11 protein-coding genes and 1 pseudogene are annotated in these 14,172 nt (G+C 53.6%); 10 read left to right on the top strand and 2 right to left on the bottom strand.

Going from position 1 to position 14,172, the window contains the following annotated elements; translation table 11 throughout:
* Nucleotides 1-4: 4 nt before the first annotated feature.
* Together tssB and tssA are read right to left on the bottom strand one after the other, a co-directional pair.
* Nucleotides 5-511, bottom strand: coding sequence for a type VI secretion system contractile sheath small subunit (gene tssB, locus P406_RS18020; protein ID WP_003413697.1), 507 nt, complete (start codon nucleotides 509-511; stop codon nucleotides 5-7).
* Between the two features lie 32 nt (nucleotides 512-543).
* Nucleotides 544-2,100: a type VI secretion system protein TssA gene (tssA, locus tag P406_RS18015; RefSeq protein WP_003413699.1), complete on the bottom strand. Its 1,557-nt coding sequence runs from the start codon at nucleotides 2,098-2,100 to the stop codon at nucleotides 544-546.
* Between the two features lie 780 nt (nucleotides 2,101-2,880).
* Here tssA and P406_RS18010 point away from each other — a divergent pair.
* The 10 genes and pseudogenes from P406_RS18010 to P406_RS17965 all read left to right on the top strand — a co-directional run.
* Nucleotides 2,881-3,399, top strand: coding sequence for an Hcp family type VI secretion system effector (locus P406_RS18010; protein WP_003413701.1), 519 nt, complete (start codon nucleotides 2,881-2,883; stop codon nucleotides 3,397-3,399).
* Between the two features lie 132 nt (nucleotides 3,400-3,531).
* Nucleotides 3,532-5,574, top strand: a complete 2,043-nt coding sequence (locus P406_RS18005; protein ID WP_046236919.1) for a type VI secretion system Vgr family protein — start codon at nucleotides 3,532-3,534, stop codon at nucleotides 5,572-5,574.
* On the top strand, nucleotides 5,564-6,307 hold the full coding sequence (locus P406_RS18000; protein WP_046236918.1) for a DUF4123 domain-containing protein: 744 nt from the start codon (nucleotides 5,564-5,566) through the stop codon (nucleotides 6,305-6,307). The genes P406_RS18005 and P406_RS18000 overlap by 11 nt, the downstream gene beginning before the upstream one ends.
* The gene (locus tag P406_RS17995) at nucleotides 6,304-11,274 is read left to right on the top strand and encodes an RHS repeat-associated core domain-containing protein (RefSeq protein ID WP_046236917.1); all 4,971 of its coding nucleotides are present in this window, start codon (nucleotides 6,304-6,306) and stop codon (nucleotides 11,272-11,274) included. The genes P406_RS18000 and P406_RS17995 overlap by 4 nt, the downstream gene beginning before the upstream one ends.
* Nucleotides 11,271-11,741 (top strand): hypothetical protein, encoded by a 471-nt coding sequence (locus P406_RS17990; protein WP_046236916.1) that lies wholly within the window; start codon nucleotides 11,271-11,273, stop codon nucleotides 11,739-11,741. Before P406_RS17995 ends, P406_RS17990 begins: the two co-directional genes overlap by 4 nt.
* A gap of 96 nt (nucleotides 11,742-11,837) precedes the next feature.
* The gene (locus tag P406_RS17985; protein WP_050554491.1) at nucleotides 11,838-12,149 is read left to right on the top strand and encodes a hypothetical protein; all 312 of its coding nucleotides are present in this window, start codon (nucleotides 11,838-11,840) and stop codon (nucleotides 12,147-12,149) included.
* A 233-nt stretch (nucleotides 12,150-12,382) separates the two neighbouring features.
* Nucleotides 12,383-12,853, top strand: coding sequence for a hypothetical protein (locus P406_RS17980; RefSeq protein WP_046236915.1), 471 nt, complete (start codon nucleotides 12,383-12,385; stop codon nucleotides 12,851-12,853).
* 192 nt (nucleotides 12,854-13,045) lie between these two features.
* The gene (locus tag P406_RS17975; protein ID WP_187292700.1) at nucleotides 13,046-13,342 is read left to right on the top strand and encodes a hypothetical protein; all 297 of its coding nucleotides are present in this window, start codon (nucleotides 13,046-13,048) and stop codon (nucleotides 13,340-13,342) included.
* A 183-nt stretch (nucleotides 13,343-13,525) separates the two neighbouring features.
* Nucleotides 13,526-13,834, top strand: coding sequence for a hypothetical protein (locus tag P406_RS17970; protein WP_032700021.1), 309 nt, complete (start codon nucleotides 13,526-13,528; stop codon nucleotides 13,832-13,834).
* A 43-nt stretch (nucleotides 13,835-13,877) separates the two neighbouring features.
* Nucleotides 13,878-14,171: pseudogene (locus tag P406_RS17965) on the top strand (hypothetical protein); the annotation flags it as partial.
* Between the last annotated feature and the right edge of the window lies 1 nt (nucleotide 14,172).

Genomic DNA, 14,172 nt, shown 5'->3' with positions numbered 1-14,172 from the left:
GGACTCAAGCGTCCGGGGCTGGGGCTTTCAGGCCCAGTTCACCCAGTACGCGACCGCGGGATTCGTCGTCGGCAAGAACGCCTTCGATAGCTTTGCGGAACGCAGGCGCGTTACCCAGCGGGCCTTTGAGCGCCACCAACGCATCACGCAGTTCCATCAGTTTTTTCAGCTCTGGAACCTGGTCGACCAAGCTGGCAGGGTTGAAGTCTTTCATCGAGTTGACACGCAGTTTCACGGGCAGCTCTTCCGTTACGCCTTCTTCGTCCTGAAGACGATTAGGCACGTTCAGGGTCAGCTCCAACTCCTGCTTGGCCAACACTTCGTCGAAGGTCGTCTTGTCGATGCTGATCGGCTTGCGATCTTCAACTTTGCGCTCGTCCCTGCGATGGGTGTAATCACCGATTGCCAACAACTTCAGCGGCAGCTCGATCTCTTCCTGATTACCGCCGGTAGCGGGTTTGAAGGTGACGTTGATGCGTTCCTTGGGGGCTACAGAGCCTTCTTTGGCCATGGCTTTTCTCCTTTCGGTTGTGGCCCTAAGGCCTATTCGAGTACCACTTCGAGGTCTAGGTGGCACAGCCTGCGATAAATCTCTTCCTTGCGTTCGCGTACCACTTGGTTCTGCGGTAGCAACTCACAGCAGCTATGCAGCAGATGCAGCACTTCCAGAGCAAGATCAGGCTCCCATGCATGCAGGCCCGACTCCTGTAATGTCTGATCCAGCGTCTCGAGTTGCGCCTTGGCCAGTTCGTATTTCTTGGCCACGAAGCACAGTCGGGCGAGAGCGAACTGCCAGAAAAATCGAGCGCGTCCGCCCTGCGCTTTTTGCAGCCCTTGCTTGAGGAACTGCACAGCGGGTTTCAGGCCTTCTTTGCGCAGGACGAGCAACGCCGCTTCAAGGGCCACTTCCCAGACTGGCTGGGTATCGGCGACTTCAACCTTGCGCGGTGCGTTGTTGGTTTGCAGATGCGGCAAGACGCTTGCGCTGATCCAGGCGCGGGTCGCCGGGTCGGCGAACGGTGTTCCATCGTGATAGCGCAATTCGACGATGCCGGGCAGACGCTGAATCAAAAGCGCGAAGTGGATTTCCACCTCACGCATCGCCATCTCTGCGTTCAGGCCTTGCAGGCACTCCCATACCATTCGCTGGCCGTCGAACCAGAAAGGCGCCTTCGCCAGACTCGCTTCCAGCTCGACCAGGAGATCGGCATATTGAGCCTGTTCGTAGCGATCCCGATAAGCCTTGAGTTTGTCTGCAGGCAGGCCTCGCAGGGCGGTGATTTGCTCCGCGTTACGCTCCGGAACAGCATCGATCGGCAGCCACAGCAGGGTGCGATTAAGCCGCAAGGCTCGCAGATCGCTTGCTTTCTGTTTAAGCCACCATGCACATAAAGGACGAGCGTTTTCCTGCTGGGCGCGCAAGGCCTTGTGCGCTTCCTTTTCGTTATCGATAGGGGCGCCGGGCGTGAACAGTTGTGCGGCAGCCTGCTTGACCTGGGCAACCGCTGCGCCGACCACACCAGGCTCCGGCTGGTTGTCAGCAGCGCGCTGGACCATGCTTTTCAGACGGCGAGAGATCGGCAGCAGCAAGGGGGCGTCGTCGCCCAAATGCTCGGTACACGCTTTATCGAGGCCTTCAAGGTGCTCGACCAGACGCCGAAACATCGGCAACTGTTCCTTGAGCGCGACGTTTTCGTTTAGCACCTGCTCAAGACGCGGCACCAGCCAGCCAATGGCAGCGGCACGAGTGCGGGCTTTTTTCGGATGAATGTCAGCCCAGTGCTGTTCGCAAAGATGGTGCAAAACACCGAGACCGGCCAACAGGCCCTGGAAGGATTCTCGCTGATACAGCGCCCATGCAAGCCAGGCGCCTACCCGCAAGTCTTTGGATTGGGTGCGAAGCAGGCTCTCACTGTTTTCACGGATTTTAAGCCAGTCGATCTGCCCTGCTTCGTGCATGGACTGAGCTTTGCCCAGCTCGCTTTCCAGCGACTCGAACTCAACCGAAAAGCGGACGTCATCACCAGCAAAATTCGCAGGCGAAACAGGAACCTTGGCGAGTTCTAAATAATGGGCAGAAAGCTTACTTGAGTAGGACATCCATGACCTTCAATACGATCATACCTACGGCCATTAGATAAAATGGCACAAGGAAACTGAAAGGGTAGCGACGCGGCCTGGCCGGTCGAGAATTGTGCGCGTCCAAAGAAGTCGCCATGTTACTCACGGTAATGGCCACTAGCAAGCATTCGATTAAACATCAAGGTGAATACCCTTCTTTTTTTGTAGGAAATTTCTGTACATGGCTACACCTCTGTATGACCTGGCTATATAAGCGAATTAAAAATAAAACGTAAGCCATTGAAAAATATATATTTACTCATGAAAACCTCAGCAGGATCCAGACGTCCAAAACCGCTCAAAAAAAGGATCACGTCTAAAAAAGCGATTAAAAATGATACAAATTCAAGCATCCATAATTACAAAATCTCTTTACCGACACATCAAAAACGGTGTACGAAATGTCTGAAATTCATCTTGCTGCGTATTTCGCAGCGACAAAATACGCAGAAGCACAACGCCACCTTGCGCAGAAAGTTGCGCACCAAAACTGTTAGTAACCTGTGGATATATCGCCACAGCACTTAGTTATCAAGGGGCGCAGCCGAGTGCGCAAGAAGTTGCGCAACAGTGCGCAACTTCTTGCGCAAGCCAAAAGCTTTTTTACAACGAAAAGAGGTCAAACGGCCGCAACGGCGAGTGTATTCAGCTGATTTAACTAGTTTTTTGTAACCTGGCATGATGATTGGAAGAGGAGTTAAACCCAATGAGCGATTTCGCCTCCCGGGTTACTACATCTATCCAGCAAGGAGCACCTCCATGGCTACGCCAGCGTACATGTCCATCACCGGCACCAAACAAGGCCTGATCACCGCCGGTGCCTTCACTGCTGACTCGGTCGGCAACACCTTTCAAGAAGGTCACGAAGACCAGGTGATGGTTCAGGGCTTCAGCCACGAAGTCATCATCCCGCGTGACCCGCAGTCCGGTCAGCCAACCGGTCAGCGCGTTCACAAGCCAGTCAAGATCACCAAGGTGTTCGACAAGTCCTCGCCACTGCTGCTGGCAGCACTGACGTCGGGCGAGCGTCTGACCGAAATCACCATCCAGTGGTACCGCACCTCGGCTGCCGGCACCCAGGAGCACTACTACACCACCAAGCTTGAAGACGCGATCATCGTCGACATCAAGGACTACATGCACAACTGCCAGGACCCGGCGAACGCGCATTTCACCCACTTGGAAGACGTGGAATTCACCTACCGCAAAATCACCTGGACCCACGAAGTATCCGGTACTTCGGGTTCCGATGACTGGCGTTCCCCGGTCGCCGGCTAAGTCACGCCGACCGCTTCAAGCATCGGCCAGCTCTGCTGGTCGATGTTGTTTACGCAGCTCCAGAATTTCGCGTGTGCCGGGCAATTTTTTTGAGCCCCGACGCACGCAGCAGCACTGCACGAGGAACAAGGGATGTTCGCGCCGGCCAATCAGACTCACTTCGCCCTGACCATAGAAGGCCTTTCCAATGATCTGCAGGTGCTTGCCTTGCAAGGTCGGGAAGCCATCAGCCAGCCCTTTTTGTTTGAGGTCGATCTGGTCAGTGAACAGCCGTCTCTGGACCTCGAAACACTGCTACACAAACCGGCCTTTCTGCAACTCTCGCCTGACGGCAGCGGTATTCACGGGCAGATCTACCGCGCCTCACAGGGCGATTCGGGCAAGCGGCTGACCCGCTACGCCGTGACCTTGCGCCCGCAGCTGGCCTACCTGGCCCACCGCACCAACCAGCGTATCTTCCAGAACCTCACCGTCCCGAAAATCATCGGTATGGTCCTCGAAGAGCACGGTATTCAAAGCAACGCCTACGAATTCAAAGTCGGGACGATTTATCCCGAACGCATCTACTGCGTTCAATACGATGAATCGGACCTGCACTTCGTCCAACGCCTGTGCGAGGAGGAAGGTATCCATTACCACTTCCAGCACAGCACCACCGGTCACACACTGGTGTTCGGCGATGATCAGACGGTGTTCCGCAAACTGGCGCCAGTGAGCTACCAGCAAGACTCCGGCATGGCCGCCACCGATCCGGTGATAAAACGTTTCAACCTGCGTCTGGAAACCCGTACTAGCCGCACGACACGCCGCGACTACGACTTCGAGAAACCGCGCCTGACGCTGGAAAGCGAAAACCGGGGCGATGCCATCCCCGACCTCGAGGACTACGACTACCCTGGCCGCTTCACCAGCCGTGAGCGCGGCAAACAACTGGCGACCCGCGCCCTGGAACGCCATCGCAGCGACTACCAGCTCGCCATGGGCAAGAGCGATCAGCCGCTGCTGGTCAGCGGCCACTTTCTGGCGCTGACCCAGCACCCCAAAGCCAAATGGAACGATCTGTGGCTGCTGACCGAAATCCTGCACGAAGGCAAACAGCCGCAGGTACTGGAGGAGTCGGTCACCAGCGACACGACCGACCTGAAGGATGATTTCCATCAGGGCTACCGCAACCGCTTCCAGGCCACCCCGTGGGACGTGCCCAACCGTCCGCAACTGAACCATCCCAAGCCGCGCATTCTCGGCAGCCAAAACGCCGTGGTCACCGGCCCCAAAGGCGAAGAAATTCACTGCGATCAGTACGGCCGCGTCAAGGTGCAGTTCCCTTGGGACCGCGAGGGCCAGTCCGACGACAAGACCAGTTGCTGGCTGAGGGTCTCCTCGGCCTGGGCAGGTGCGATGTACGGCGGCATTGCCATCCCGCGCATTGGCATGGAAGTGCTGGTGACTTTCCTTGAAGGAGACCCCGATCAGCCACTGATCAGTGGCTGCCTGTACCACAAGGAAAACGTGGTTCCGTACGACCTGCCGGCTAACAAAACCCGCAGCACCTTCAAGTCCTTGAGCTCACCCGGTGGTGGCGGGTTCAATGAGCTGCGCATCGAAGACAAGAAAGGCCAGGAACAGATATTCCTGCACGCCCAGCGCGACTGGGACGAAAACGTCGAGAACGATCAGAAGATACGCGTCGGCAACGAGCGACACGACACGGTCGAACAGAACAGCTACAGCGAATTCAAGGCCGAAGAGCACCATACCGTCTACGCCGACCGCAAAGTCGAAGGACGGGCTGACGATCACCTTACCGTGGGTGCGAACCAGCACGTCAAGGTAGGCACCGGCCAGTTCATCGAAGCAGGCCAGGAGATCCACCTGAGCAGCGGCGTGAAAGTGGTGCTTGAAGCCGGTAGCGAACTGACCCTGAAGGCTGGGGGCAGCTTCATAAAGATCGATGCTAGCGGCGTGACCCTGAGCGGCCCGGTGATCCGCGTCAACGAAGGCGGCAGCCCCGGCAGCGGAACCCCGGCGGCCCCGCTGATGCCAGGTCCTTTGCAGCAGGCCGATGCCGACAAGGCCGGTGCGGCTCTAACCCCGGCGCAGATCAACACCCTCAAACGCAACGCGCCGTTCTGTGAAGAATGCGAGAAGTGCAAGGACGGTGCCTGTGCGATCTGACCGACTCACGCCACAAGACTGGCTGACGCAACAACCGCTGCGCAAGGACGAACACCTGTACGTGGTCGTCAGCGCCGCCAGTGATGCCGACGCGCTTAAAACCCTGCACATGGCCGAGCCAGACGCCGGATTCATCCCGATCTGGGGCGGAACGCCTTATGACACCTGGCAACCGGTGATGCCTTACCTGAGCGAGCTCAAGCCCCGCTCAGCGTTCCTGACCTGGGTAGCCGAAACCGATGCCGAAGACTGGGGCTGGCTGGCGGTTTCGACGTGTGCGCCACAAGTGGTGTTCGAACATCTCCGCAGCCTGACCCAGGTGAAGATGCCGGACGGGGCCGAGGTGTTTTTCCGGTTCTGGGATGGGCGGCATATTTATCCGATTCTGAGCGAACTCGGCGCAGAAGCACCTGAAGTGGTTCCGGTTTTTGATCGCTATCTGATCAACGGGCGAGCGTTGATAACCGGTCAGGGGGTCGTCAGCGATCCGATGCCGTTCCCTTGGTGGAGCGTGCCGGACGCACTGATTAAAAAGCTTGCGGGCGATGACCCCAACACTGTCATCGACAACATGATGCAGTGGCTGCAAGAAAATGAAGCCGAACTGTACTTCTCGTTTCCCGAATCCAATCTGCGGCAGAAAGTGGCTCGTTTCGTAAAACGCACCTCGCTCACGGAAGAAAACTATACCGGGCTGTTGAAAGCCCACCTGAAAAATGAGGTGACCGCATGAACATTTCCATGGGTTCTATCGTCGGCAACCTGACAGCCGAGCAACCCGATGCCAAGGTCATCATCAAGGACTTCAAGAAGTGCCTCGCCGACTACCGCAAACATGCCGAGGCCTGGTATGGCGGTATTCTGGATGCGGAACAGCAGTTTCAGGTAGGCGATGAAGTCGGCACTCAGGACAAGGACAGCAAGAGCAGCGCTGACCTGTATGCGACATGCCCGGCCAACGGCAAACTCAAGCTGGTGCATAGCTTCGAGTCCGCGCGTTTTGTACCGATCGGCAACACGCCTGTGCGACTTGTGCCTGTAGTCGACGGCTTAATCATGGGCAAAAATGAGGCTGGCGCTCCTATAAACGTGACCATTGGTCCCAGCGGTATCAAAGAAGTCACCGGTCTCAAGCCTAACCAGCAATACAAAATCACCTTTTTCCCCAACCCGACACCCGCCCAGATCGACAGCCTGTTCAACTCCTATCAGGGCGTCATCGGCGAGCTGAGCAGCTGGCTGACCACCCAGTGGAGTACCGATTTTCTGCCGCTCTGGCAGGCGCATAGCAACGCGCCCATGACTGGCCGCGCCCTGCAGCAACTGGATTCAGCCTGGAAAGGCTTTCTCAAAGCCATCATGGGTTTATGGGGAGATATCAAAAGTCTCTACAACCTGGTTGCCCATCCCCGAGAAAACTACGAGAAACTGAAGAAGTTCTTTACCGAGGAAGAGATCAAGAAGATCTACAACGCCTCGAAAAAAGCTATTCACACAGCGCTGCTGATCGCAAGTGATGAGCCTTTGATGTGGATTTACGTCGCTGCCATCGTGGCGTGGGTCAAGATGCTGCCGCCGCAGACCTGTACCGAAGTGCTCGCCGAACTGACCACCGAAGTGCTGATGAACATCCTGATCGGCGTCGTACTGACCGGTGGCATCGGCCTGACTGTGCGGGTTGCTACCAAGGCACTCAAAGCGACACAAAACAGCGGCAAAGTCATGGCGCTGATTGAAGACTTCACCTCCATGCTGATGAAGCTCAGCCGGAAAAACGCAGAAGCTCACGCCGAAACCGCCAAGCCCCTGCTGCTGAATGCGGATGCCAGGCTGAACCCGGCGCGCAAGGCCGACGTCGCCATCGCACCTCCAAAACCGGCTGTCACGGCTACAGCACCGAAGAAAAAACCGCCCATTTCCGGCGCGGTGGAAGCGGACGCGCAGGTTCAGGCACGGGGCAAGAAGAAGAACGCCACAAAGGTTGAACAGAAAGAGCCAGTCGACGACGCGCCTGAACAGTCGAAGAACCCGGCTGATGAACCTGCAGAACCTGCGAAGAAAACCTGTACCAACGGCGACCCTGTTTCAATGGTCACGGGGGAAGAGCTTCTGACCCTCACCGACGGTGAGCTCGGCGGACTGCTGAATCTCGAGTGGACACGTCTGTACCGGACCAGCGCAGTCGAAATTGATAGCCGCTTGGGCCACGGCTGGAGCCATTCGCTTTCCCATCGTCTGCAACTGGACGATGAGGGTGTCCTTTGGACTGACAATGAGAATCGTCAGACCCGCTTTCCGATGCCAACCGAACAACGTCCGGCCATTACCAACAGCCTGGCCAGTGCAGCAATTTTCGTCGGCGATGCGCCGGGCGAACTCATTCTGACCCAGGCTGGGCAAAAGCCGCGCTTCTATCATTTCCGCGCGGGTCGACTGACAACCATCAGCGATGCCTACGACAACCAGTTACATATCGAGTACGACCTGGTTGACCGCATCCAGCGTATCGACAACGGCGCAGGACGCTCGCTGCTGTTGCGTTACGACGACCGCCACATCGCCTCGGTCGACTACCAGCAACAACGTCCGGAATATGATGAGCAAGGCAAGCGGCAGGATCCGTGGCTGACCGTACAGACCCTGGTCACCTATCACTACAACGAGCACCATCAACTGGTACGCGCCACAAACGCAGCCGGGGAAAGCGAGCACTATCGCTACAACGATCAGCACGTCATTCTCGAACGGCAATTGGCCGGTGGTGCCAGCTTCCACTGGGAATGGGAACGCGAAGGCAAGGCTTCGCGTTGCGTGCGCCAGTGGGCCAACTACTCGCAGATGGACATACGCTACGTCTGGGATGACAACGGCACAGCCACGGTCGTCAATGCCGACGGCAGCGAACAGGTTTACGTGCATGACACCAATGCCCGGCTGGTCAGCCAGACCGATCCTGATGGCGCAAAAACACAGAAAATCTACGACGAACAAGGGCGTCTGATTGCAGAAAAAGATGCACTCGACGCCGTCACTGAATACCGCTACAACGACGCCGGACGCCTGATCGCCCTCGTTCCCTCTGAAGGACTTCCAACCTATTACGGCTATTTCGACGGCCAACTGGTAAGCGTCGAACGTGGCGATGCGCGATGGAAATACGATCGCAATCGTCAAGGTGACATCACCGTCCAGATCGATCCGGACGGCAACGAAACCCATTACAGCTACGACCTGCACGGTCGCCTTCTGGAAATCCGTCACGCCGACGGCAGTCGTCACACGCTGGGCTGGAACGGCCTTGGCCAATTGCTCGAAGAGCGCCTGCCCGACGGCGGTCAGCGCAAATACCGCTACGACGCACTTGGCCGGCAGATCACCCGTCAGGAAGAAACCGGCGCCATCACCCATTACCAATGGGACGCAGCCAACCGCCTGGCACAAATCACCCTGCCCGGCGGCGCCACCCGCGCGTTCACCTACAACGCCTACGGCAAAGTCACCGCCGAGCGCGACGAGCTGGGCCGCATTACCCGTTACGAATACGCCGACAACCTACATCTGGTCAGCCGCCGCATCAACCCGGACGGCAGCCAACTGCGTTATCGCTACGACAATGCCCGCCTGCTGCTTACCGAGATCGAGAACGAACGTGGCGAGCACTACCACCTCGACTACTACAGCAACGGCCTGATCCAGCGAGAAACCGGCTTCGACGGCCGCAGCACCGCCTACGAATACGACCTCAACGGCCAGTTACTGAAGAAAACCGAATTCGGCGACGACGGCAGCGAACTCGTTACCGAGTATCAGCGTGACAGCGCTGGCCGTCTGCTGGTCAAAACCCTCGCCGATGGCACCGCGATCCATTACCGCTACGACGCACTCGGTCGTCTCGTCAGCGTTAACGATGGTCACTGGCCTCTCGCCTACGAATACGACCTGCAAGACCGCCTGATCACCGAGCATCAGGGCTGGGGCACCACCCGCTACGAGTACGACGCGCTTGGCCAGTTGAGCCAGTGCCGCCTGCCTGACGGCAGCAAACTCGATTACCACCACCAGCGCGGCGGACAGCTGAGCAGCATCGACCTCAACGGCTCGCGCCTGACCACCCACCAGTTCAGCGCAGGCCGCGAGCAGCAACGCCAGCAAGGTCTGTTGCTCAGTCAGTATCAGTACGATGAACAAGGCCGACTGCAAGCACACAGCGTTAGCCAACAGGACCGACATCTGTTCCACCGCCACTACGCTTACGACGCAAACGGCAATCTGGCAGGCGTCAACGACAGCCGAAAAGGCAACCGTAGCTATCATTACGATCCGCTCGACCGTCTGATCAACGTGCGTGGCACCACCCCGGAAAGCTTCGCCCATGACCCGGCTGGCAACCTGCTCGGCCAAGGCGACCAACCGGCTGCAAACCTTGCCAACGTCAAAGGCAACCGCCTGCTGATGCAGGGCGACCGCCATTACGAATACGATGCCTACGGCAATCAGATCCGTGAACGACGCGGCACCGGACAGAAGCTTGTCACTGAATACCGCTACGACTGCCAGCACCGCCTGATCGGCGTCAGCCTGCCGGGCGGTAGTACCGCGTCCTACAAATACGACGCCTTTGGCCGCCGCATCGAAAAGACCGTCGATGGCCACACCACCGAATTTCTCTGGCAAGGCGAACGGCTCATCGCCGAAAGCGCCGACAACCGGTATCGCACCTACATCTACGAACCCGGCACCTTCCGCCCGCTGGCGATGCTGGACGGCGAAGGCCCGCTGAAAGCCGAACCGTTCTATTACCAGCTTGACCACCTCGGTACGCCGCAGGAACTCACCGACTACAGCGGCGAGATCATGTGGTCGGCGAAATACCGCGCCTACGGCAACCTCGCCACCCTCGACATCGCCGAAATCGACAACCCGCTGCGCTTCCAGGGTCAGTACTTCGATGCGGAAACGGGCTTACATTACAACCGGCATCGCTATTACAATCCGGGCACTGGCCGGTTTTTGACCCCGGATCCGATCAAGCTGGCGGGTGGGTTGAACAACTACCAGTACGTGCCTAACCCTACGGGGTGGGTGGATCCGTTGGGGTTGAGCTCGGCTTGTCCGGGGCCTGATTGCAAGCTTCCGACAAACTCGGCGAACGCTACTAAACCTGACCATTTGCCAATGACTCAGGAAAAGTTCGATGAAATTATCGACATGGACAAAGCAGATCGGCCACCGAATCCCGGCGACTATCTTCCAGAGAGTTATGTAAGCGCTCATCGGGAACTTTTTGCAAAAGAAGGTGGATCCTTTGTCGTAATTGAGAAATGGATCACAGGTGCAAGATACGGGAGTCTCCCAGAGCGTAAATTCGTAGGTTTATCATCTGAAATGGATGAAGTTGTAGGAAAATATAACTCATCCAATAAAGATTGGCGCGTCTTAAGTAATGAGCTCAATTTAGGAGCAGATGATCTATCCGATACGGCCATTTACTTGGTGCGTATAAAACCAGAAGACCCTCGATTTACATACGAAATGCCCAACGGAAGGGAAAATGGTGCTTACCCAAAAGAATGGGTTCCTGGAGGAGCGACAAAAAGTGGTACAAAAGAAGCCGCATTAATAGGTTCAGAGCAAATAAAACACGACAAAAACATTGGTGCACTGCTAGATCAATTCGAAGACTGGGAAAAGCTTCAATGAAAACTAAATTCCAAATAGCTTTAGAAAAAAACGAATTTCCAGAGTTTTTTAAAGGTCAAAACGAATATTTTTCTCGTGACCCTGACTGGGGCGACCACCTCTATATCAACAACTGGCAAGGCTTATGTGGATATTTAAAGCTGAAAGAAAATCCTAACCGAATATTATTTGATGCATTCGGCGCATACTTAGACTCTTTAGATATCAACTACCAGAGCGCAGACTCACTCCTATTAAACATAGGCTGCTATTACTTGCTGCGAACAGAGACAAGCTTTATGTCTGAGAACGGCTTTGACCTGATCCAAAAACTTGATGATGCACAGAAAGAAAAGATCGGAAAGCTGTTTAGATTGCTTCGAAAAGAGTATGACATTAAAAACGCAGGAAAGCCGGTAATCAGCTTTGATAATTTCCTTTTAGAAATAAAATCAAATGGCTGCACCATCGGTCTTGAAAATATTTGAGCAACTAAAAGTAGCATTAGAGATATCTCAAACAAAGTCACAACTCTATAGACTAATAATAAAATTCGATAGAGTAGATACCCTCCCGGAGAAAGAATGAATAATTACTATGTGATTGAAAAAAAGGAATTGGAGCCAGAAATATTAAACAGTCCAGAATGGCCAAAAATCATTGGCTACTGTCATGAAAACAAATCATTTATTTTTATTGAAGGCAACGGTCACGGATTTAATGGCACTGTCGTGCCCGAAACTATCGCCAACGAACCCCGATGGGATAGACTATTCAAAATACTGGACGCCAACTGGTTCCTAAAACTAATTACTAGCACCCCGAGATTAGAAAAAACATTACTTGAAACCCATATAAAAGCAAAGCGCAACATTGTTGAAATCATAAAATCATGATATAGAAACTCAAAAAATGGGTTAACCCCTTGTAAATCCAACTCTGACGATCCTGGATTTCAATATGAAGTGCCTGATGAAAATGAAGCAGGAGTATATGACAAAAAGCGAGCACCAAGAGGTGAAACGAAAAGCGGAATTAAGTAAGCAGCTTTAATAGCTTCAGCAAAAATTGCGCACGGAATGGATATCAACAAATTTCTAAACGCCTACGATGACTGAGAGAAACCTCAATGATTAGTAATTTTGAAAAAGCTTTGAATAGAAATGAGCTCCCAGAGTATTTCAGGGGTATGGGAATTTACTTCACAAGAGATCCAGACTGGGGCACTCAGCTCCACGCAATTAACTGGTCTGGACTATGTAGCTTTCTAAAAACGCAAAAAAAACCGGACACCTTACTAAAAAATGCTTTTACAACGTACGTACTAAGCATAGAAGGCACTGTTGAAGATCCTAATAACCTGTTGGAGAATATTGCCTGCTATTACCATATGAAAAAGAAAGCTCCAATTCTATCCGAAAAAAATCTTGACCTAGTCCGTGATCAAGGACCGAAAGCAACAAAGAAAATCTCAGAATCCATAAGGTTATTAAAAAAAGAAATCAGCAATTCCAGCGACAACCAAGATATTGAAAGCTATAATGCAAAAATAAAAAAACTAGCCAAAGATGGTGGACCAAAAAACATAGAAAATTTATAGCTGAAATTAAAATTCGCGGTCAGCTAAAGCAACAGCATTAATACGGCAATCATAATCCTCGATACTAGATCTCAAAGATCCCACTCCAGATATGACCTGTAGATCGACGTAATAGGGATTGCAATAAAACTCATAAATATTACCAACCCAATCAAGCCCACATAATACTGGACAAGAATGAGAGCTTTCTACGTGATAGCAAAAAAACATTTAGAACCCACACTGCCACATAGTTCTAAATGGCCAAAATTAATAGCCTACTCATATAAATATAACTTATTTTATCTAGCCGAAGGAAACGGCCATGGGTTCGCCGCAAACGATATGCCAGAATCTGAAATCAAAGAACCAAGGTGGCGCGACACCCTTACCACTTTAGATGCACTATGGATCATAGACTTTATAGATAACAATAAATTTCATGATGAAGAAGACTTTCTAGAAAAGCTGAAAACTGTAATAGGAACCCCCGAACTTATAGAGTTCTGAAAATTAATCGATCAAATTTACGCCTTAAAAACTCTGGCCATTCTGGAAATGGTGACTAAGATAAAGTCAACGTAGAACCACTTCCTGAATCATATCCAGAATATGGCAATGTAGATGCACAACAGATTTACACAAGCAGTTGAGTTATTTATTTTGACGAAATAGAGGTCCTGCGGAAAAGCAATGAAAGACTATTTCATTTTAGCAAAGAAAGAGACTCTGTTAGATAACTCTCACGATTCGGACTGGCCAAAATTTATCGCGTACTCCTACGAGCATAAATGCTTGTTGTTTTCAGCAGGGAAAGGGCATGGGTTATCGGGATTCGAGTTACCCGAGGCTGAAGCAGCCAATCCCGAGTGGACACCTTTGTTTGTCGAACTAAACGCGCTCTGGATGCTGGACCTTCTAAAGCTGTCACCCCCCACACTAAACGACTTCATCCAGTCGCTCAAAAAATTTAATATACCGATAATTAAATTCCGAGCGTAAATGAATGACGTCCGCAGAAATCGTGTTCAGTACAGTCACTGAACTGCTGAGTCAGTATCAGTACGATGACCAAGGCCGACTGCAGGCGCACAGCGTCAGCCAGCAGGACCGAAACTTGTTCCGGCGCCGGCATCGACGACAGCCACAAAGGCAACCGCAGCTGCCACCAAGCCCCGCTCGACCGCTTGATCACGTGCGGGGCAGCACCCCGGAAAGCTTCGCTCATGACCCGGCAGGCAACCTGCTCGGCCAAGGCGACCAACCGGCTGCCAACCTGGCCAACGTCAAAGGCAACCGCCTGCTGATGCAGGGCGACCACCATTACGATTACGATGCCT

This window comes from Pseudomonas syringae pv. coryli str. NCPPB 4273 (assembly GCF_000972175.1).
Taxonomy (GTDB): Bacteria; Pseudomonadota; Gammaproteobacteria; order Pseudomonadales; family Pseudomonadaceae; genus Aquipseudomonas; species Aquipseudomonas syringae.
Note: the sequence above shows the minus strand (reverse complement) of the source record. Positions and strands in the feature narration are given on the sequence as shown.